The 20,914-nt window shown below is 59.5% G+C and carries 16 protein-coding genes; 6 read left to right on the top strand and 10 right to left on the bottom strand.

Going from position 1 to position 20,914, the window contains the following annotated elements; genetic code table 11:
* Nucleotides 1-3 precede the first annotated feature (3 nt).
* On the bottom strand, nt 4-3,051 hold the full coding sequence (gene fdnG, locus C9411_RS16865) for a formate dehydrogenase-N subunit alpha (protein ID WP_107227524.1): 3,048 nt from the start codon (nt 3,049-3,051) through the stop codon (nt 4-6).
* Between the two features lie 416 nt (nt 3,052-3,467).
* Here fdnG and sodA point away from each other — a divergent pair, with 416 nt between their 5' ends.
* The 4 genes from sodA to C9411_RS16885 all read left to right on the top strand — a co-directional run bounded on the left by sodA (nt 3,468) and on the right by C9411_RS16885 (nt 7,996).
* Nucleotides 3,468-4,088, top strand: coding sequence for a superoxide dismutase [Mn] (sodA, locus tag C9411_RS16870; RefSeq protein WP_004934003.1), 621 nt, complete (start codon nt 3,468-3,470; stop codon nt 4,086-4,088).
* 125 nt (nt 4,089-4,213) lie between these two features.
* Nucleotides 4,214-6,142, top strand: coding sequence for a methyl-accepting chemotaxis protein (locus C9411_RS16875; protein ID WP_060424318.1), 1,929 nt, complete (start codon nt 4,214-4,216; stop codon nt 6,140-6,142).
* 99 nt (nt 6,143-6,241) lie between these two features.
* A complete protein-coding gene (yiiM, locus tag C9411_RS16880) occupies nt 6,242-6,913 on the top strand; it encodes a 6-hydroxyaminopurine reductase (RefSeq protein ID WP_063989147.1) in 672 nt (223 codons plus the stop codon).
* Between the two features lie 303 nt (nt 6,914-7,216).
* Nucleotides 7,217-7,996, top strand: a complete 780-nt coding sequence (locus tag C9411_RS16885; protein ID WP_107227525.1) for a class I SAM-dependent methyltransferase — start codon at nt 7,217-7,219, stop codon at nt 7,994-7,996.
* A gap of 11 nt (nt 7,997-8,007) precedes the next feature.
* On the opposite strand, the gene C9411_RS16890 is transcribed toward C9411_RS16885, so the two are convergent.
* Both C9411_RS16890 and C9411_RS16895 read right to left on the bottom strand, forming a co-directional pair.
* Complete coding sequence (locus C9411_RS16890; RefSeq protein WP_025304785.1) at nt 8,008-8,370, bottom strand: YibL family ribosome-associated protein; 363 nt, start codon at nt 8,368-8,370, stop codon at nt 8,008-8,010.
* Nucleotides 8,371-8,443: 73 nt separating this feature from the next.
* Nucleotides 8,444-9,910: a PLP-dependent aminotransferase family protein gene (locus C9411_RS16895; protein ID WP_038875970.1), complete on the bottom strand. Its 1,467-nt coding sequence runs from the start codon at nt 9,908-9,910 to the stop codon at nt 8,444-8,446.
* A gap of 142 nt (nt 9,911-10,052) precedes the next feature.
* Between C9411_RS16895 and C9411_RS16900 the strand changes: the two genes are divergently transcribed.
* A complete protein-coding gene (locus C9411_RS16900; RefSeq protein ID WP_063989150.1) occupies nt 10,053-10,661 on the top strand; it encodes a LysE family translocator in 609 nt (202 codons plus the stop codon).
* On the opposite strand, the gene C9411_RS16905 is transcribed toward C9411_RS16900, so the two are convergent.
* The 6 genes from C9411_RS16905 to glyQ all read right to left on the bottom strand — a co-directional run bounded on the left by C9411_RS16905 (nt 10,658) and on the right by glyQ (nt 19,004).
* The gene (locus C9411_RS16905; protein WP_016929575.1) at nt 10,658-11,209 is read right to left on the bottom strand and encodes an MltR family transcriptional regulator; all 552 of its coding nucleotides are present in this window, start codon (nt 11,207-11,209) and stop codon (nt 10,658-10,660) included. The two genes, C9411_RS16900 and C9411_RS16905, sit on opposite strands and share 4 nt — an antisense overlap.
* A 94-nt stretch (nt 11,210-11,303) precedes the next feature.
* Nucleotides 11,304-12,449, bottom strand: a complete 1,146-nt coding sequence (locus C9411_RS16910; RefSeq protein ID WP_107227526.1) for a mannitol-1-phosphate 5-dehydrogenase — start codon at nt 12,447-12,449, stop codon at nt 11,304-11,306.
* 58 nt (nt 12,450-12,507) lie between these two features.
* Entirely contained in the window at nt 12,508-14,427 is a 1,920-nt protein-coding gene (locus C9411_RS16915) for a PTS mannitol transporter subunit IICBA (RefSeq protein WP_107227527.1), read from the bottom strand.
* Nucleotides 14,428-14,967: 540 nt separating this feature from the next.
* Complete coding sequence (locus C9411_RS16920) at nt 14,968-15,687, bottom strand: DUF3053 domain-containing protein (RefSeq protein WP_107227528.1); 720 nt, start codon at nt 15,685-15,687, stop codon at nt 14,968-14,970.
* A gap of 320 nt (nt 15,688-16,007) precedes the next feature.
* Nucleotides 16,008-18,077 carry a glycine--tRNA ligase subunit beta gene (glyS, locus tag C9411_RS16925; protein WP_107227529.1) on the bottom strand — a complete coding sequence of 690 codons (2,070 nt, stop codon included), beginning with the start codon at nt 18,075-18,077 and terminating at the stop codon, nt 16,008-16,010.
* A 9-nt stretch (nt 18,078-18,086) separates the two neighbouring features.
* On the bottom strand, nt 18,087-19,004 hold the full coding sequence (gene glyQ / locus C9411_RS16930) for a glycine--tRNA ligase subunit alpha (protein WP_043140757.1): 918 nt from the start codon (nt 19,002-19,004) through the stop codon (nt 18,087-18,089).
* A gap of 487 nt (nt 19,005-19,491) precedes the next feature.
* Between glyQ and C9411_RS16935 the strand changes: the two genes are divergently transcribed.
* Entirely contained in the window at nt 19,492-20,166 is a 675-nt protein-coding gene (locus C9411_RS16935) for an acyl-homoserine-lactone synthase (RefSeq protein WP_063989155.1), read from the top strand.
* Here C9411_RS16935 and C9411_RS16940 read toward each other — a convergent pair.
* On the bottom strand, nt 20,113-20,859 hold the full coding sequence (locus tag C9411_RS16940; protein ID WP_063989156.1) for a LuxR family transcriptional regulator: 747 nt from the start codon (nt 20,857-20,859) through the stop codon (nt 20,113-20,115). The genes C9411_RS16935 and C9411_RS16940 overlap by 54 nt on opposite strands.
* Nucleotides 20,860-20,914: the final 55 nt, after the last annotated feature.

A 20,914-nucleotide genomic window follows, 5' to 3' on the forward strand; every position in this document is an offset into this window, starting at 1 on the left:
CCGTTACACCTTTTCCACGTTGACCAGGAACGCCTTGAACTCCGGCGTTTGCGTATTGGCGTCGCCGACGAACGGCGTCAGCGTGTTGGCGATAAAGCCTTTCTTCGCCACCCCTTCGTAACCCCAGTGGATCGGGATGCCGATGGTGTCGACTTCCTGGCCGTGCACCTGCAGTGTGCGAATACGCTTGGTCACCACCGCCTTGGCCTTGATGTAGCCGCGGTTGGAGCTGACTTTCACGGTGTCGCCCTGCTTGATGCCCTTCTTCTCCGCCAGCTTTTCGCCGATCTCCACGAACTGCTCCGGCTGCGCGATGGCGTTCAGCCGCGCGTGCTTGGTCCAGTAGTGGAAGTGCTCGGTCAGACGATAGGTGGTGCCGACGTAAGGGAACTTGTCGGATTTGCCCATCGCCGCCAGATCGTCCTTGAACACGCGCGCCGCCGGGTTGGACACCACGTTCGGGTGCAGCGGGTTGGTGCCGAGCGGCGTTTCGAACGGCTCGTAGTGTTCAGGGAACGGCCCTTCCGCCATCTTGTCGGTGGCGAACAGGCGGCCCATGCCTTCCGGCTGCATGATGAACGGCCCGACGTCGCTGCCCGGCGCGGCGGTGCTGTAGTCCGGGATATCGGCCCCGACCCACTTGGCGCCGTCCCACTCCAGCAGTTGGCGTTTCGGATCCCACGGTTTACCCTGCGGGTCCGCCGAGGCGCGGTTGTACAGGATGCGGCGGTTGAGCGGCCATGCCCAGGCCCAGCCCAGCGTATTGCCGAGGCCGGACGGATCGGCGTTGTCACGCCGCGCCATCTGGTTGCCGGCCGGCGTCCAGCTGCCGGCGAAGATCCAGCAGCCGCTGGCGGTGGTGCCGTCGTCACGCAGCTGCGCGAACGAGCTGAGCAGCTCGCCTTTTTTCACCAGCACTTTGCCGTCGGCATCCAGTAGATCCGCCAGCGCCTTGCCGTTGTTTTCCTGCGCCACCTCTTCCGGCGCCGGGTTGTCCGGCGTCAGGTAGTCCCAGGTCATGTTCAGCACCTGTTCTGGCACCGCACCGCCGTCGCGCGCATACATCTCGCGCAGGCGGCTGAAGATGCCCGCCAGGATCTCGCCGTCGTTCAGCGCTTCGCCCGGGGCGTCCGCGCCTTTCCAGTGCCACTGCAGCCAGCGGCCGGAGTTGACGATCGAGCCGTTTTCTTCGGCGAAGCAGGTAGACGGCAGGCGGAACACTTCGGTCTGGATCTGCGAAGGGTCTACCTCGTTAAACTCGCCGTGGTTCTGCCAGAAGTTGGAGGTCTCGGTGTTCAACGGATCGATGGTCACCAGGAACTTCAGCTTGGACAGCGAAGCCACTACCTTGTTTTTGTTCGGGAACGACGCCACCGGGTTAAAGCCCTGGCAGAAGTAGCCGTTGACCTTGCCCTGCGCCATCATCTCGAAGTACTGCAGCACGTCGTAGCCTTTGTCCCACTTCGGCAACCAGTCAAAGCCCCAGCTGTTGTCCTTCTGCGCCTTGTCGCCGTAGAAAGTCTTCATCATGCTGACGAAGAATTTCGGGTAGTTGCCCCAGTAGTTCACCTGGCCCGGCAGCAGCGCCTTCGGCGTGTTGGCCTTCAGGTAGGTCTCGAGATCGGTCTGTTTCTCCGACGGCAGCGTCATGTAGCCCGGCAGGCTCTGCGACAGCAGGCCGAGATCGGTCAGACCCTGGATGTTGGAGTGGCCGCGCAGCGCGTTGACGCCGCCGCCCGCCATGCCCATGTTGCCGAGCAGCAGCTGGATCATCGCCATGGTGCGGATGTTCTGCGCGCCGACCGAGTGCTGAGTCCAGCCCAGGGCGTACAGGAACGAAGCGGTTTTATCCGCGACGCAGGTTTCGGCGATGTATTCGCACACCTTGAGGAAATCGTCCTTCGGCGTGCCGCAGATGTTGGTCACCACGTCAGGCGTGTAGCGGCTCACGTGCTGCTTCAGCATGTTCCACACGCAGCGCGGATCCTGCAGCGTGACGTCGCGCTTGGCGAAGCCGTTCTCGTCGAACTGGTAATTCCAGGTGGTTTTGTCGTACTTGCGGTTTTCCGCGTCGTAGCCGCTGAACAAGCCGTCTTCGAAGGCAAAATCTTCCCGCACCAGCAGGCTGGCGTTGGTGTAGGCCTCGACGTATTCGCGGTTGAACTTGTTGTTGGTCATCAGATACAGCAACACGCCCGACAGGAAAGCGATGTCGGTCCCGGAGCGGATCGGCGTGTAGAAGTCCGCCACCGATGCGGTTCGGGTAAAGCGCGGATCGATCACGATCAGCTTGGCATTGTTGTGTATTTTGGCTTCCATCGCCCAGCGGAACCCCACCGGATGCGCTTCCGCCGCATTACCGCCCATGACGATAATCAAATTCGCGTTCTTGATATCAACCCAGTGGTTGGTCATCGCACCGCGACCAAATGTTGGAGCAAGACTTGCTACCGTTGGTCCGTGTCAGACACGCGCCTGGTTGTCTACGGCAAGCATGCCGAGAGCGCGACTAAATTTTTGCGACAGAAAACCGGTTTCGTTGCTGGCGGCCGAGGCGCACAGCATGCCGGTGGTCAGCCAACGGTTGACGGTAACGCCCTGATCGTTGGTTTTGATGAAGTTGGCGTCGCGGTCTTCTTTCACCAGCTTGGCGATGCGGGTGAAGGCGTCGTCCCAGCTGATGCGTTGCCATTTGTCCGACCCTGGTGCCCGGTATTCCGGGTACTTGAGGCGGCTTTCGCTGTGGATGAAGTCAACCAGACCGGCGCCTTTCGGGCAAAGCGCGCCGCGGTTTACCGGATGATCCGGGTCCCCTTCGATATGGAAAATGCTTTCTTTGGCGTTCTTGGCGCCATCACCAAGGCTGTACATCAACAGCCCACAGCCGACGGAACAATACGTACAGGTATTACGGGTCTCGCGGGCGCGCAGCAGTTTGTACTGCCGGGTTTCCGCCAACGCCACGTCGGGGGCAAAGCCCAGCGCGGCCACCGTCGTTCCTGCCATACCGCCAGCGCAGATCTTAAAGAACTGCCTTCTGCTGACCTGCATGGGGGTCTCCTTTACTCTCGATTGTCACATTGTTCAAATGCGCCTGCCCGCTAGCGCGGCAAACGCGAATGTCACTGTTGTTATGCTTGCTACGAACGCCGGCCATATTACCACAGCGTGCTTGTGGTTGTTACACACTCGTGCTCATTCAGTGAACGCATTGGCACATTTCGATACATTTCGGCGTTGGCGCTCCCTACAGTATAGAGAGTAACCCACGCGCCGGATCGACGGCTTGACACGGCCCCCCGCCGCCCTCTTCTATCAGTATGTTAGCGCAGCGACCCGCTCATTAACCACACAGTTCACAGGGCATTGATAATCATTTTCAATATCATTTAATTAACTATAATGATCCGACTGCTTACGCGGTGCTCGCCCTTTGCGCCGCCCATACACCACTGGAGATGATGATTATGAGTTATTCACTGCCATCCCTGCCGTACGCTTACGACGCACTGGAACCGCATTTCGACAAGCAGACGATGGAAATCCATCACACCAAACACCACCAGACCTACGTCAACAACGCCAACACCGTGCTGGAAGCCTACCCTGAGCTGGCCAAATACAGCGTTGAAGAGCTGATCCAGGATCTGGATAAAGTGCCTGCCGACAAACGCACCTTCATGCGCAACAACGCCGGCGGCCACGCCAACCACAGCTTCTTCTGGAAAAACCTGAAAACCGGCACCACGCTGGGCGGCGATCTGAAAGCGGCCATCGAGCGCGATTTCGGCAGCGTTGAGAAATTCCAGGAAGAGTTCGAGAAAGCCGCAGCCACCCGCTTCGGTTCCGGTTGGGCCTGGCTGGTGCTGAAAGACGGTAAACTGGCCGTGGTGTCTACCGCTAACCAGGACAGCCCGCTGATGGGCGAAGCCGTTGCCGGTGCTTCCGGTTTCCCAATCATCGGCCTGGACGTGTGGGAACACGCTTACTACCTGAAATATCAGAACAAACGTCCTGACTACATCAAGGCGTTCTGGAACGTGGTCAACTGGGACGAAGCCGCCGCACGCTTCGCCGCGAAGAAGTAATTCGCCCCCGTTGATGAAGATGCCCGCCACCGGCGGGTATTTTTTTGCCTGAAATCCGCTAAAGTTTGACCACTTCTTGCCGATGGTTTGTTCAATTGACGTTCGCCCGGAGAAGGAAAAACGCTATGGCGGCATTGCAAGCATTGGCAGGAAAGTTCACTCATCTCACCGTAGGTAAAAAGCTCGGTCTCGGCTTCGCGTTGTTGCTGCTGTTGGCGGTGGTCATCGCCGGCACCGGGGCGCAATATCTGCACATCATCGAATCCCGCGCCGATCGCATCGACTTCAGCAACCGGCTGAACGAGGAGATCAACCAGGCCAAATACAACCGCGCCATGTACGGCCAGACCTACCGGCCGGAGTACATTCAGAACAACCGCGCCAATATTGAGAACGCCGTCAAACTGATAGACCAGGGGCAGGCGCTGGACTGGGACGCCCAAAGCCGCAAGGATCTGCAGCGTCTGGTGACGCTGATCGGGGAATATCAACAGCAGCAAAAAGTCTTTGAGCAGGCGGTCACGGCGAAAGACGCGGTGCGCCAGAGCTGGAACATGTCGGAAGTGCAGGCCAGCCTGAGCCAGGTGGAACGCCAACTGACCAACGGCGATCTGCAGCTGGCCTTTATCCAACTGAACCAGAAGCTGACCCAGGTGCGCTACGGCGCGCGCGGCCTGCTGCTGAGCCTGAACAAGGAAACCGAAGCCCCGCTGATGGCGGCCATCGACGACGCCCGCGACGCGGCCAACGCGCTGAGCCGCCGGGTCAGCGACGCGCAGCGCCCGCAGCTGCAGCCGCTGCTGGCCGCCCTGGACGATTACAAAAACCGCATCGCGGCTTACCTGCCGGCCTATGAGCACGAGCAGCAGATCAGCCGGCAGCTCGGCGAACGCGCGCAAGCGATCGGCATGCTGGTCAACGCCTTTATGCAGGACGAGCTGGTGCAGACGCGCAACAACATCAATCTGGCGCAGCTGCAAATGGGCATCACCACCCTGATCGCCATCATCGCCGGGGTGCTTATCGCCTGGCGCATCACGCTGCAGATCACCCGTCCGCTGCACAGCACCCTGGCGATGGCGGAGCGCATCGCCGGCGGTGACCTGCGCCAGGCGCAGACCAGCACCCGCCGCGACGAGCTGGGGCAGTTGCTGAACGCGGTGGCGGCCATGAGCCAAAACCTGCGCACCATGATTGAGAAGATCCAGATGGGGGTCAGCCAGGTCTCCACCGCCTCTGCGGAAATCGCCGCCGGCAACACCGATCTCTCTTCCCGCACCGAGCAGCAGGCGGCGGCGGTCGAGGAAACCGCCGCCAGCATGGAACAGCTGACCGCCACGGTGAAACAGAACGCCGACAACGCCCACCACGCCAATCAGCTGGCCACCGACGCTTCGCAGACCGCGCAGCAGGGCGGCAAGCTGGTGGAAAACGTGGTCAGTACCATGCGCGATATCTCCAGCAGTTCGCAGCGTATCGCCGAAATTACCACCCTGATCAACGGCATTGCCTTCCAGACCAACATCCTGGCGCTCAACGCCGCGGTCGAAGCGGCGCGCGCCGGCGAACAGGGCCGGGGCTTCTCGGTGGTTGCCAGCGAAGTGCGCAGCCTGGCGAGCCGCAGCGCCCAGGCGGCCAAGGAGATCGAAGGGCTGATCGCCGAATCGGTCAGCCGGGTGAAAACCGGCACCGAACTGGTGGAAAGCACCGGCAACACCATGGAACAGATTGTCCGCTCGGTCACCCACGTGCGCGACATCATGGCCGAGATCGCCGCCGCTTCCGATGAGCAGACGCGCGGCATCGCCCAGATTGGCCAGGCGATCGTCGAGATGGACCACACCACCCAGCAGAACGCCGCGCTGGTGGAAGAGTCCGCCGCCGCCGCCGACTCGCTGGAAGAACAGGCCGACATGCTGCTGCAGAGCGTCTCGGTGTTCCGTTTGGCGGAGCAGACCGAACCCGCCGCGGTGAAAGCCGCCGCGCCGAAAGCCCCTGCCGTAAAACCCGCGGCCGCCAACGCCGCAGCGGAAGAGAACTGGACCACCTTCTGATGTCCCGCCGCCCGCCCGAGGGTTTTCGGGCGGGTTGTTATGTCCCCCCGGCACAACTCAGGCTATGCTGAGCCCTCGACGCGAGACACGGAGGCGCACATGCATCACCCAGACGTTTACATCGGCAATATTCAACCCTATGAGGGCGGGCGCCCCAGCGCCATCGCCAAACGCCAGGTGGATGGCGCCATCCTGCTCACGCCGCTCGGCCTGGAGGGCGACGAACAGGCCGAGAAAAGCTACCACGGCGGGCCGGACCGCGCGCTGTGCCACTACCCGCGCGAGCATTACGCCCACTGGCGCGAGCAGTTTCCGGCACAGGCAGAGCAGTTTTGCGCCCCGGCCTTCGGCGAGAACATCTCCACCGAAGGGCTGGCCGAACACAATGTGTTTATGGGCGACATCTTCCGCTGGGGCGAGGCGCTGATCCAGGTCACCCAGCCGCGCTCACCGTGCTTCAAGCTCAATTATCACTTCGCCATCGAGGATATTTCGGTGCTGATGCAGCAAAGCGGCCGCTGCGGCTGGCTGTATCGGGTGGTGTCGCCGGGCGCGGTCAGCGGCGATCGTCCGCTGGAGCTGGCGGCGCGCAACAGCGACGTGTCGGTCGCCGAAGCCATCGCCATCGCCTGGCATATGCCGTTCGACGCGGAACAGTATCGCCGCCTGTTGGCGGTGGCCGGCCTCTCCGCCAGCTGGAGCAAGACCATGCTCACGCGGCTTGCCGAAGGGCGCCTCGAAGACTTCAACCGCCGCCTGCTCGGCCGTTGAAATCGCGGGCGGAAAAGATGAAAAACGTGCGTCGAATGCCGCGCCAAACATTTTCTTCCGCCTGTTACCCTAAATAATTGGAGTTGCATCACGGCGGCAAGAGCGGGAGTCCCCAGGAGCTTACTCAAGTAAGTGACTGGGGTGAAAAATCTGCCGGGAGCAGATTTAAACGCTGCTTGCAGCGGCCCCGAAGGGGTGAGGCCCACGGATGGGCCGAGTAACTGCGCAGTCAACACAGATGCAGCTTCAAGTATGACGGGTATATACTGTAGCCGCGTGTTTTTCAGCCAGGAGCCAGGTAATATGACCACCCCGACCCATTCGATTCATCACGCCGCCGCCGAAGGCTATCAGGCCAATGCCGATCGCTATGTGAAGGGCCGGCCGGATTACCCGCCGGAAATCGCCGCCTGGCTGCGTGAGACTATCGGCCTGCACCCCGGCATGACGGTCATCGATCTCGGCGCCGGCACCGGCAAGTTCACCCCGCGCCTGCTGGAAACCGGCGCGCAGGTGATCGCCGTCGAACCGGTGCCGCAAATGCTGGAAAAACTGTCGGCGGCGCTGCCACAGGTGAAAACGCTGGCGGGCACCGCCGAGGCGATCCCGTTGCCGGACGAGTCGGTCGATGCGGTGGTGTGCGCCCAATCCTTCCACTGGTTCGCCACGCCGCAGGCGCTGGCGGAAATCCAGCGCATCCTCAAGCCCGGCGGCAAACTCGGTCTGGTGTGGAACATGCGCGATGCGCGCGTCGGCTGGGTGCGTAAACTGAATCAGATCGTCGATCGCCACGAAGGCGATGCGCCGCGTTTCTATACCGGCGAATGGCGCAAGTTCTTCCCGTTCAAAGGATTTGAACCGCTGCAGGAGCAGGTGTTTATGCTGGGTCACCGCGGCGCGGTGGAGGACGTGATCTACAACCGGGTGCGTTCAACCAGTTTTATCGCCGCGCTGCCGCAGCCGCAACAAGAGCAGGTTATCAAGCGGTTGCGCCAGCTGGTGGAGGAAGAAGAGGAACTGCGGGGCCAGGACACGGTCACCGTGCCCTATCAGACCAAGGCGTATTTCACCACCAAGGTCTGACGCCCGGGGGTTCAGAACGCTTTCTTGGCGTAACCGGTGACCGCTTTCAGGCCCATCTCGCGGCCCAGCGCGGTCATCGGGTGCACAACGATCAGCCCGCGCGCGCTTTTCTTCAGCGCGCCCATATCGGCCTGCTCTTTCTTGGTGATCTCGCGGCTGAACGGCAGTTTGCTCAGCTTCTGCGCTTCGGCGCTCAGCTTCTCGCCACGCACGTCTTTCAGGCGCTCGATCTCCGTCGCCAGTTTCTCTTTTTCTTTGGTGTGCTGCGCGATCAACTCAGGATTGCCCTGTTGGATCACGGTCGCATCTTTGTGGTTCAAGGCGTCCAGCAGGTCGCTCAGGCGCTTGATCTCTGCCTTTTCTTTCTCTTTCATGGTCTCTGGCCCGTTGTGCCCAAAATGGCACGCTAATCAATGATACCGGCATTGTAGCAAAAGGCGCGCGCCGTTACCCGTCCTGCGCAATACCGGGCGGCAGGCCGCTCATCTCGCAGGCCCTGGCGCCGAGCCGGGCCAGCGCCTGGGTGTAGCGTGCGTTGAACGGGTAGCAGCAGGAGAGCCGCAGCGCATTGCGGTAACGCCCGCTGGGGGAATACAGGGTGCCCGGCGTCAAACAGATCTGCTCCTCCAGCAGCTGATGGAACAGCGCCACGCTGTCCACGCCGGGGGGGAATTCGACCCAAAACACGAACCCGCCCGCCGGCTGCGTAGCCAGCGTGCCGCGCGGAAAATGCCGGGCGATCAGCGCCCGCGCCTCGTCCACCTGCGCCGCATAGCGCTTGCGCAGGTTGCGCAAATGGTGATCGTAGCCGCCGCTCTCCAGGAAGGTCGCCAGCGTTTCCGACAGCAGCTGCGACTCGGACATCGACGACACCGCTTTCAGCTTGCGCAACGCCTCGTGAAAGCGGCCGCCGCAGATCCAGCCGACGCGAAAATCCGGCGCCAGCGTTTTGGTAAAGCTGGAGCAAAACAGCACCCAGCCGTCGCGATCGAACGCCTTCACCGCCGGCGACAACGCGCCGCCGAACTGGATCTCGGCATACAGCCCGTCTTCAATCAACGGCACCTGATGATCGTTCATCAGCCGCGCCAGCCGCTTTTTCGCCGCCAGCGGCATGGTGCAGCCCAGCGGGTTTTGCACCGTCGGCATGGCGATCACCGCGTTCAGCCGTTTCTCGTTCAATAGCAACTCGAGCGCGTCCAGTGACAGCCCCAGCTGCGGGTCGGTGGGAATTTCCAGCGCTTTCAGCCCCAGGCTGGCCAGCAGCGGCAGCAGGTAGAAGTAGGTCGGTGACTCCAGCCCGACGCAGTCGCCCGGTTTGGTGGTGACGCGCAGCGCCAGCTGCAGCGCTTCCATGCAGCCGTGGGTCAACACCACGTCGCCCGGCTCCAGCAGCATGCCCAGCGTCATCGAGCGGCGGGCGATCTGCTGACGCAGCCGAAGGCTGCCGGGCGGCAACGGATACTGCCCGATCAGATCCGGCTGACGGCGCAGCTGAGAGGACAGCATGCGCCCCAGCTTGCCGCCGGGATAAAAATCGCTGGTCTGCGGGCAGGCCAGCGCAATGTTGGTGAAAGCCGGGTTTTGCTGGGCGGCAAACACGGTGTCGATCAGCGCCAGCACATCGTCCGCCGGCGGTTCGATGCGCCCGCTGGGCGCCGAGGCCATCTTCAGCGCCGGCAGCGTGCTGCGAACGTAAAACCCCGACTGCGGCCGCGCTTCGATCAGCCCGCGATCCTCCAGCGTGCGGTAAGCCGACACCACGGTATTGATGCTGACGCGATGGGTTTGCGCACAGCGCCGCACCGACGGCAAGCGGTCGCCGGGCCGCAGCGTGCCGCGGCGAATGGCCTCGGCCAGCGTATCCGCCAGCTGCAGGTAACGGGTATCCGGGGTTTCATCGAGCAGGGTCACAATTTCTCTCCAGGCAATGGGTACAGTTCACATTTTGCGAAACTGTAACCATGACAATATCCGATTTGTGGTTCTGTCACCATCCCATCGCAGCGATTAAGCTGATCCTCTCGTTATCACCGTCATTTTCAAGGAACCTGCCATGCTGGACTCCGCCTTTGTCAGCTACGTCACCGTCATGTCGATTACCCCCGGCCCCAACAACCTGCTGCTGGCCTCGTCGGGCGTCAACTTCGGCCTGCGCCGCACCCTGCCGATGCTGCTTGGCATCTGCGTCGGCTGTGCGGTGCAGCTGGCGATCATTATTCCGCTGCTGGCGCTGGCGCTGAGCTGGGCCGGCGTTATCCGCCTCCCGCTGGCGGTGATCGGCTGCGCTTATCTGCTGTGGCTGTCGTGGAAACTGTTCCAGGCGGCCTCGCCGGACGCCAAAGAGCAGGCGCGGCCGATGAGCCTGCTCAACGGCGCGCTGTTTCAGGCGGTCAATCCCAAGGCCTGGCTGATGGTGATCAACGTGGCGATCCTGTTCACCCCGCGCGAAGGCGCCACTTTCGTCCATACGCTGTCGGTCATCGCCGGCTTCGCGCTGCTGAACCTGCCGTGCGTGCTGCTGTGGGCGGTGCTGGGCGACCGGTTGCGCAACGCGCTGCGGGTCACCTGGAAGCTGCGCGCCTTCAACGGCGTGATGTCCGGCCTGATGGCCGCCACCGCGCTGTGGTTGTTGTTCGACGAGTGGCGCGCGGCCTTTGCTTAGCCGCGACCGAGAGGAGAGAGTCGGGAAGGTTGTTTGGCGCCGATACCGGCGATCAGATCGGTAATGGACAGCACCATGGTGGAGCGCACCATCTGCTGATAGCGCTGGCGCTGCATGGCGATCAGCGCTTCATCCGCTTCGCCCGGCTGCAGGAAGGTCGGCACCGGCGGCAGCGCGGCCACGCAGTGCAGCTCGCCGAACGGCCCGAGGATTTCGTCGTCGACGAAGCGGTATTCCGAGCCGTCGTGGTTCAGCTCTTCGCGCATCGCCATCAGCAGCTCGGCATCTTCATATTCGTGGCGGGAGATCACCCCCAGCCCGTACATCAGCTTCAGGCGCACCGACAGCTCCCCGAGCGGGCCGCTGCCGGACAATAGCGGTTCGACGGCATATTTCACCGCATAGTCGTCCTTGCGGAATACCTGCACCACCAGCACGTTGAGCGCTTCCGCCAGCAGCTCTACCGCCGCAATCAGGAAGCTGCGCACCGTTTTGCCCGCGTTCAGCTTTTCCAGAACCTGGTTTTCAAATGCCTGTGCTTCTTCCATCGTCGCTTTTCGAAAGGCGTGGGGAGGGCCGTCGATGCCGAACTCGGGTTGCAGGAGCGCAGCAAGCTGCGCTCGGGTGTTCATCATCACGATTCTACTTGTGCATGGCGTTATACACAGCAACGGCCTCTTCTACAACCTCGCTTTCCGCCGGCAGGCCGGAAATTTGCGCCAGCGCGGCTTTCGGCCCGAGCGTGTTCAGCAATTCCGCCAACTCCAGCGCCTGCGGATCCTGTTCGCTGCGGTAGCTCATGGCGGCGGCGATGCCCTGGATCAGGTTGGCGTGCGGCAGGCCGTATTCCAGCGTGCCCAGCAGCGGTTTGATCAGGCGATCGCCGGCGCTCAGTTTGCGCAGCGGCTGGCGCCCTACGCGCTCGACGTCGTCGTGCAGATACGGGTTTTCGAAGCGGCCGAGGATTTTGTTGATGTAGGCGGCGTGCTTGTCGGCGTCGAAGCCGTAGCGCTTGATCAACACCGCGCCGCTCTCTTCCATCGCCCCTTTCACTACGCGGCGGATCGCCGGGTCGAGAATGGCGTCGCGAATGGTTTGCAGCCCGGCCTGTTGGCCGAGGTAGGCGGTGATGGCGTGGCCGGTATTGAGGGTGAACAGCTTGCGCTCGACGAACGCCATCAGGTTATCGGTCAGCTCCATGCCGGCGATCGCCGGAGGCTGGCCTTTGAACTGGGTCTGATCGACGATCCATTCGCTAAAGGTTTCCACCGTCACTTCCAACGGGTCGTTACTGTCCGCCGGCGGCACGATGCGGTCGACCGCCGAATCGACGAAGCCGACGTGCTGCTCAACCCATGCCTGCTCGTCCTGCGGCAGCGCGGCGAACACATGCTGTTTCAGCTGGCTGGTGCCGCGCACCATGTTCTCGCAGGCGATGATGTTCAGCGGCTGCACATTGCCCTGCTGATGACGCAGCACCAGCCCTTTAGCGATCGTGCCGGCGATTTTGGCGAGAATTTGCGGGCCAACGGCGGTGGTCACCAGATCCGCCTCGGCGATCAGCGCCACCGCCGCCTCGCTGCCGCTGTTGACGGCGCTGACGTTGTTGACGCTCTCCACGCGTTCTTGCTCACCCACCACGTGCACCGCGTAGCTTTTACGGCTGTTCAGCAAATCCAGCACCGTTTGATTGACGTCGGCGAAGGTCAGCGCAGCCCCTGCGTCCGCCAGCAACTTGCCGATAAAACCGCGGCCGATGTTCCCTGCGCCAAAATGTAATACTTTCATAACTCTACCTTCTTAATGTCGAAGGGTGCAGCAAGCTGCACCCTTTAAAATGATTCTGTTATCCGGCTTTTTTGCCGCCGAGCAGGTCCAGCACTTCCTGGACGCTGGTGGTATTCGCCAGCCGCTCAATCACGCTCTCGTCATCCAGCGCGTTGGTCAGGCTGGTGATCACCTGAATATGCTCGTTGTTGCGCGCGGCGATGCCGATCACCAGGCGGGCCACTTCATCCTCTTCCTCGCCGAAGCGCACGCCCTGCGGGTACTGGCAGAACACCACGCCGGTGCGCAGCACCCGGTCTTTGGCCTCGATAGTGCCGTGCGGCACGGCGATAGACTCGCCCAGGTAGGTGGAGGTGAGTTTCTCGCGCTCCAGCATCGCCGGCACGTATTCCGCCTCGACGTAGCCGCCTTTCACCAGCTGCTCGCCGGCGAAGCGGATCGCCTGCTCTTTGTCGCTGGCCTGCAGGTTGAGGAACACGTTGCTCTCACTCAGCTTGAACAGGTTAGGCTCACAGGCTTCGAAACTGTCGTCCAGCGCGCCCAGCACCTTCTGTTGGTTGTCGCTGGTTTTGTTGGCCGCCAGCAAACGGTCGACCAGATCGCTGTACAGCTTGCTGTCGAGGAAGTTGGTCAGCGAGATGTGCTGGGCCTGCGGCGCGTGGCGCATCGCGCGCTCGGTCAGATCGCGGTGGGTGATCACCAGATCCACGTCGTCCGGCAGGCTGTTGATGGCGCTGTTGGTCACCGAGATGTTCTTCAGCCCGGCGTCGGCCACTTTCTTGCGCAGCACCCCCGCGCCCATGGCGCTGGAGCCCATGCCCGCGTCACAGGCGACGATGATTTTGCGCACGGTGCTCAGATCGCCATCGACCGATGCCGGCGCCGCTGCGCCGCCTTTGGACTGCGATTTCATCTCTTGCATGCGACGGGTTGCGGCTTCCAGATCGTCATCCTCTTTCACCTTGGAGGTTTTCAGCAGGAAAGCGGACACCACGAAGGAGACGGCAAAGGCTGCGCACACCGCCGCAATGTTGGCGAAGTAGGCGCCTTTCGGCGTCATCGCCAGCACCGCCAGGATCGAACCCGGAGAAGCCGGAGAAACCAGGCCGCCGTTCAGCATCGTCAGGGTGAAGACGCCGGTCATGCCGCCCAGGATCACCGCCAGCAGCAGGCGTGGATTCATCAGCACGTAAGGGAAGTAGATTTCGTGGATGCCGCCCAGGAAGTGAATGATTGCCGCACCGCCGGCGGATTGCTTGGCGCTGCCGCGGCCAAAGAACATGTAGGCCATCAGCACGCCCATGCCCGGGCCTGGGTTGGCTTCGATCAGGAAGAACACCGACTTGCCGGCTTCCGTGGCCTGCTGGATACCCAGCGGCGAGAAGATGCCGTGGTTGATGGCGTTGTTCAGGAACAGGATTTTCGCCGGCTCAACGAAGATGGACGCCAGTGGCAGCAGGTTGTTCGTCACCATGACGTGTACGCCCGCCGCCAGCAGCTTGGAGAGCACCTCCACCAGCGGCCCGATGCCGAGGAAGGCCAGGATCGCCAGCAGCATGCCGATGATGCCGGCGGAGAAGTTGTTCACCAGCATTTCAAAGCCGCTTTTGATCTTGCCGTCTACCCAGCGGTCAAAGTGCTTGATAGCCCAGCCGCCCAACGGGCCGGCGATCATCGCGCCGAGGAACATCGGCATGTCGGCGCCGACGATGACGCCCATGGTGGTAATGGCGCCGACCACGCCGCCGCGATCGCCGCCCACCAGCCGCCCACCGGTATAACCGATCAGCAGCGGCAGCAGGTAGGTGATCATCGGGCCGACCAGCTTGGCTAAGGTTTCATTCGGTAGCCAGCCGGTTGGAATGAATAGCGCGGTGATAATCCCCCAGGCGATAAAGGCGCCGATGTTGGGCATCACCATGTTGCTCAGGAAGCGGCCAAAGTTTTGCACTTTAACCTTGATGTCTGGTGAAAACATAAAACACACCCCTATTGTTACGCGCTGACAATAGAGCGCGTGATTATTGTTGTGACGATCCAGCCGTGTTGCCGCTGTATGCGAAACGGACTCTATCACGCTGTTTTTGTCACGCGAACTTCACGAATTTTTTGTGATACAAATCACACACAACACCCCAACAAACCACCCTTTATAGTGATTAAGATCACATTTATGGCGTGTAAAAAAAGCACAGTGAGAAAAAAACCGCCTCAAAACCCACAATAACGTGACAAACATCACAATTTTAACTTGGTGGTTTATTTTTAAATTGTGATAAACATCACAATTTATTTTTGGCTGCAGCGCCCGATCGCGGCGCTCTGTTTGATCTTCCCTGTGAGCACTCATCCCGCCGGGAACTAGCGAAGTGATGAATGAAAGAAAACTACATTGCCGAATGAATGGATTAATTGAAGTGTAGTACAGAAGCCTGAGCAATAAACCAGCAAGCTATTGGAAACGCTGAGGGGAAATAAAACAGGCCGGCAATGCCGGCCTGCTGCGTGCGTGGAGGCGTTATTGCGTCACGCTTTGAATGGTTTTCTGCGCGTTTACCAGGTTCTGCTGTTTGGCCACCAGATTCGACATCATGGTGTTGTACTGCGCCACCTGCTGCGCGGTGCGGAACTGCACGCCGTTGTTGTTGAAGCTGACCTGATTGCCCTGGCTCTGCAGGAAATCGCCGACCTGCACCAGATCCTGCACGAAGCTGGCAGTGGTCGGGATCGCCGGCATCAAGGCGTTGGCCGGTGCGGTAACGATCTTGTCGTAGGCCTGGTTGTACACCGCTTTCAGATCGTCGGGCTGCTTCAGCGCCGCGTGGGCAGTATCCGCCTGCGATTTGGCGGACTGGATCTGCTGGCCCAGCAGGTTCAACGCCCCAACCGATTGCTGCAGCGCGTCGCGTTTGTTCAGGTAGTCCTGCGCGGTGCGGATCTGATTAATCTGATCCAGCGCCGGGGTCAGGCTGGCGCCGACCGATTTGGACAGCTGCTGAGAAAAACCGACCAAAATCGCGTAGTCACCGGCATAGTTGCCGAACTTCTGCTTCTGATCTTCGCTCAGCGTGGGGATGTTCGCCCCGCTGCGCATCACGGTATTCTGTAAGTAATCGATAAATGCTTTGCGCTGTTCCGGCTCTTTATCGCCGCAGGCGGTCAATTGCATGACCACCAACAATGCCAATACCGGTGCCAACCAACGCGCGAAACCTCTGCTCTGGATCCCTACCGCCATGTGACATAACTCCTGTTATAAACCTGCTTTTTCATTGGACTCCGCCCCTTTTTCCGCACTCCGTGCGCCTATAAGAATAGATCAACTGGCGGCGTTCCGATACGCGATTCCGCTTGCGATGAGCATTGCCCCGGCCGGATGCGGTTGAAAATCGTGCGCAAAACGCACTGAGGTTCATTGCCGTCGGCGACCGGACGCTTCAATTTCCCCAAGTCGCCCCCCAAGTCGCCCCCCAAGTCGCCAGGCGACCTTGCCTTCGCACCCAGGAAACGGAAATAAAAAAAGGCGCCCGCAGGCGCCTTTTCACAGCGGTTAATCGCTTACTGCAGCACGGAGATATCCGCCACCTGCAGGAACAGTTCGCGCAGCTTGCTCAGCAGCGTCAGACGGTTCACGCGCACTTCCGCATCGTCCGCCATCACCATTACGTTATCGAAGAACGCATCCACCGGCTCGCGCAGCGCAGCCAGCTCCACCAGCGCTTCCTGGTAGTTGCCCGCCGCGAAGTACGGCTGCAGCTTGTCGCGTAGCACCACCAGGTGAGTCGCCAGCTGAATTTCCGCTGCGTCCTTCAGCACCGAGGCGCGCACGCTGTCGTTCAGCGTTTCGGTTGACTTGGCCAGAATGTTGGAGACGCGTTTGTTGGCCGCAGCCAGCGCCGCCGCCGCTTCCAGCGTACGGAAGTGAGACACCGCCTTGACGCGCGCGTCGAAGTCGGCCGGCTTGGTCGGACGGCGCGCCAGCACCGCCTGAATGGTATCGACCGCGTGGCCTTCTTCCTGATACCAGGCGCGGAAGCGGCCCAGCATGAATTCCACCACCTCGTCGACCACCTTGGCGTTGGTCAGCTTGCTGCCGTACAGGCGCACGGCCTCTTCGGTCAGGGTCTGCAGATCCAGCGGCAGGTTTTTCTCGACGATGATGCGCAATACGCCCAGCGCGGCGCGGCGCAGCGCGAACGGGTCTTTATCGCCTTTCGGATGCTGACCGATGCCGAAGATGCCGGCCAGGGTGTCCATCTTGTCGGCGATCGCGAGGGAACAGGCCACCAGCGACTGCGGCAGCGCATCGCCGGCGTAGCGCGGCTGATACTGCTCGTTCAGCGCAACGGCGACGTCTTCCGCCTCACCGTCGTGGCGCGCGTAGTGCATGCCCATCACGCCCTGGGTGTCGGTGAATTCGAACACCATGTTGGTCATCAGGTCGCACTTCGACAGCAGGCCCGCGCGGGTGGCGTGGTTGACGTCGGCGCCGATCTGGCCGGCAACCCAGCCCGCCAGCGCCTGAATACGATCGGTCTTGTCGCGCAGGGTGCCCAGCTGCTGTTGGAACAGCACGGTTTCCAGGCGCGGCAGATTGTCTTCCAGGCGTTTCTTGCGGTCGGTGTTGAAGAAGAACTCGGCGTCAGCCAGACGTGGGCGCACCACCTTCTCATTACCGGAGATGATCTGCTGCGGGTCTTTCGACTCGATGTTGGCCACGAAGATAAAGTTCGGCAGCAGTTTGCCCGCGGCGTCGTACACCGGGAAATACTTCTGGTCGCCCTTCATGGTGTACACCAGCGCTTCCGCCGGCACCGCCAGGAATTTCTCTTCGAATTTGGCGGTCAGCACCACCGGCCATTCCACCAGCGAAGCCACTTCTTCCAACAGGCTTTCACTCAGATCGGCCTTGCCGCCAATCTTCTGCGCCGCCAGTTCGGCATCGCGTTTGATAAGGGCCTTACGCGCTTCATAGTCGGCGACTACTTTGCCGCGCTCCAGCAGGATCTGCGGGTATTGGTCGGCGTTGTCGAGGGTGAACTCGGCTTCGCCCATGAAGCGGTGGCCGCGCACGGTGCGCGCAGAGTCGATGCCCAGCACGGTGCCCGGGATCAGATCGGCGCCCAGCAGCATCGTGACGGTGTGCACCGGACGCACGAACTGCACGTCGGAGTCGCCCCAACGCATCAGTTTCGGGATCGGCAGTTTAGCCAGCGCGGTGCTGACCATGCCAGCCAGCAGTTGCTGCGCCGACTGGCCTTTGACGTGGGCGCGATACATCAACCACTCGCCCTTGTCGGTCACCAGGCGTTCAGCCTGATCGACGGTGATGCCGCAGCCGCGCGCCCAGCCTTCGGCCGCTTTGCTCGGTTTGCCTTCGGCGTCGAACGCCTGGGCGATCGCCGGGCCGCGTTTTTCAATTTCGCGATCGGCCTGCGCCGCGCTCAGGTTGGCCACTTTCAGCGCCAGGCGGCGCGGTGCGGCGAACCAGCTCACGTCACCGTGTTCCAGGCCGGCGTTGTCCAGCTCGGCGGTGAAGTTGGCGGCGAAAGATTCCGCCAGGGAACGAAGCGCCTTCGGCGGCAGCTCTTCCGTGCCGATTTCCACCAGGAAAGTCTGTTGAGTCATGGCTGCCTCTTAGTTCTCGTTCTTCTTGTTGCACATCGGGAAGCCCAGCGCTTCGCGGGAAGCGTAGTAGGCCTCGGCAACGGCTTTGGTCAGCGTGCGGATGCGCAGAATGTAGCGTTGACGCTCGGTCACCGAAATCGCCTTGCGCGCATCCAGCAGGTTGAAGGTATGGCCCGCCTTCAGGATGCGTTCGTAAGCCGGCAGCGGCAGCGGTTTTTCCAGCGCCAGCAGCGATTGGGCTTCTTTCTCGTACTGCTCGAAGCAGGAGAACAGGAAGTCGACGTCGGCGTATTCGAAGTTGTAGGTGGACTGCTCCACTTCGTTCTGGTGGAACACGTCGCCGTAGGTGGTAACGCCCAGCGGGCCGTTGCTCCACACCAGATCATATACGCTGTCCACGCCCTGGATGTACATCGCCAGACGCTCCAGACCGTAGGTGATCTCACCGGTTACCGGCTTGCACTCCAGGCCGCCGACCTGCTGGAAGTAGGTGAACTGCGTCACTTCCATGCCGTTCAGCCACACTTCCCAACCCAGGCCCCAGGCGCCGAGCGTCGGGTTTTCCCAGTTGTCTTCCACGAAGCGAATGTCGTGGATGGTCGGATCCAGACCCAGCTCTTTCAACGAGCCCAGGTAGAGTTCTTGAATATTGTCCGGCGATGGCTTAATCACCACCTGGAACTGGTAGTAGTGCTGCAGACGGTTCGGGTTTTCACCGTAGCGGCCGTCGGTCGGGCGACGGGATGGCTGCACATAGGCGGTAGCCATCGGCTCCGGCCCCAGTGCGCGCAGGCACGTCATCGGGTGTGAGGTTCCCGCGCCGACTTCCATGTCCAATGGTTGAACGATGGTGCAGCCCTGGCGCGCCCAATAATCCTGCAGTGTCAGGATCAGGCCCTGGAAGGTCTTGGTATCAAACTTTTGCATGTTGAATTCGCACGCGATACAAGTGGATTTAGATGGAATGCGCCAGTATACCCTTTGACCGTAAGATATACAGCCAGAATCCGGCAACAAGTGCGAATCGGGGCGAGAAGCGCTGAATTTTTACCCTTCAGCCACGGAAACCGCCGGCGACATCAGTGCGGTAAATCCCCGGCACCGCCGCCACCGTCCTCAGAGGGCGAGGCAGACTCGGGTATCGGCTTGCTTGAGAGAGATGCCGCTTCATACCCTGCATGCTTTAACTACCGGCAGCTTAACGCCTCTTCGCCATACAACAGACGTGTTGAAAAACATTCAAATAAGTGAATGGAATGAAAAAAAACATAATTCAGTGTTATATATTTACTTTGTTTTCGCCGATGCCGCACCGGCTGAAATTTACTTGCCATAGTGACTCTGGTAGTATAATGAGAACAAATGACAGCCGCAGCTAAAAAACCATTTAAGTCGCTTAGGAAAAAGATTGAAAATGATAGAGCTCTTTGACGTAGACTATAATTTGCTGCCAGATAACAGATCGAAAGAACTGTTCTCTTTAAGAAAAAAAACGTTTAAAGACCGTTTAGACTGGCTCGTTAATTGTGAAAATAACATGGAGTTTGACGAATACGATAATCGTCACGCCACCTATATTTTCGGCACCTACCAAAATCACGTCATTTGCAGTTTGCGATTTATTGAAACGAAATACCCAAACATGATCAGCGATGGCGTGTTCGACACTTATTTTAACGATATAAAGCTCCCCGATGGAAATTACGTTGAAGCCAGCAGATTATTTATAGATAAGGCGCGCATTCAAGCACTTCAACTCCATCAAGCGCCGATTAGCGCCATGCTTTTTCTGTCGATGATAAATTATGCAAGAAACTGCGGCTACGAAGGCATTTACGCCATTATCAGTCACCCGATGCGCATCATTTTCCAACGTTCCGGTTGGCATATCTCGGTGGTAAAAACCGGATGTTCCGAAAAGAATAAAAATATTTACCTGATCTACATGCCGATAGACGATGCCAACCGAAACAGATTGCTAGCACGCATCAATCAACACGCCACAAAATGGGATAACCCTTTGGATTCATGGCCATTATCCTTCCGTGTCAGCGAGAAGCGGCCGGATGAGTTGCAGCTCCACACCTAACCTGATGGCATGTTTGGCATTGGTGACGCCAAGCTTTTTGACGGCGTTGCCAATGTGATATTTTACAGTGGTGAGTTTTATTCCCAGGATAAGCGCAATTTCTTGGTAGGACTTACCTAAGCTCGCCCAGTAAATAATCTCATTTTCACGCTTGGAGAAAAACTCCCGCTGATTCATCTTTTCAAAGTCAGCAGGCGTGCTCATTTCCTGGTAGAGCGTCGTCATTTTTCCGTGCATGGTGATCAGCAGCATTTGAATTTCGGCCTTATTATTGTCAATCTGCTGTTCAACATCTGCATCGCAATGCTTATCTAGCATAATGGATAACACCACCAGATTATGATGATGATCGTGCAAGACAAAAGTATATCCATTAATAATATTGTAGTTCTTAGCCATATCAAAAATCTTTGGCAACTTTAATCCTGCGCCTATTTCCAAATCTTTATCCCAGGTAAACGGGGTAATTCTATGTGAGGCGGTAATCAAAACAGGATCAATAAACTGATAGTTATTCTTAATATAAAACTCAAACCACTCCGTTCTATTGGAAATGATTGAGAAACTAGCCGGATTTCTTTTATTCATTATAGCATAGGCATATTTTATATTATTGTATTTACTCAGACCACGTTCTAACTCTTCTTTTATAGAGGCATTAATGGTTTCATTATTGAAAAAAAAGTTAGACACTCACCCATCCTCTTCAAGAAATAACAATACTATAAAACGGAGAAGAGTATAACCC

This window comes from Serratia sp. Nf2 (assembly GCF_003028435.1).
GTDB classification, from domain to species: Bacteria; Pseudomonadota; Gammaproteobacteria; order Enterobacterales; family Enterobacteriaceae; genus Serratia; species Serratia marcescens_L.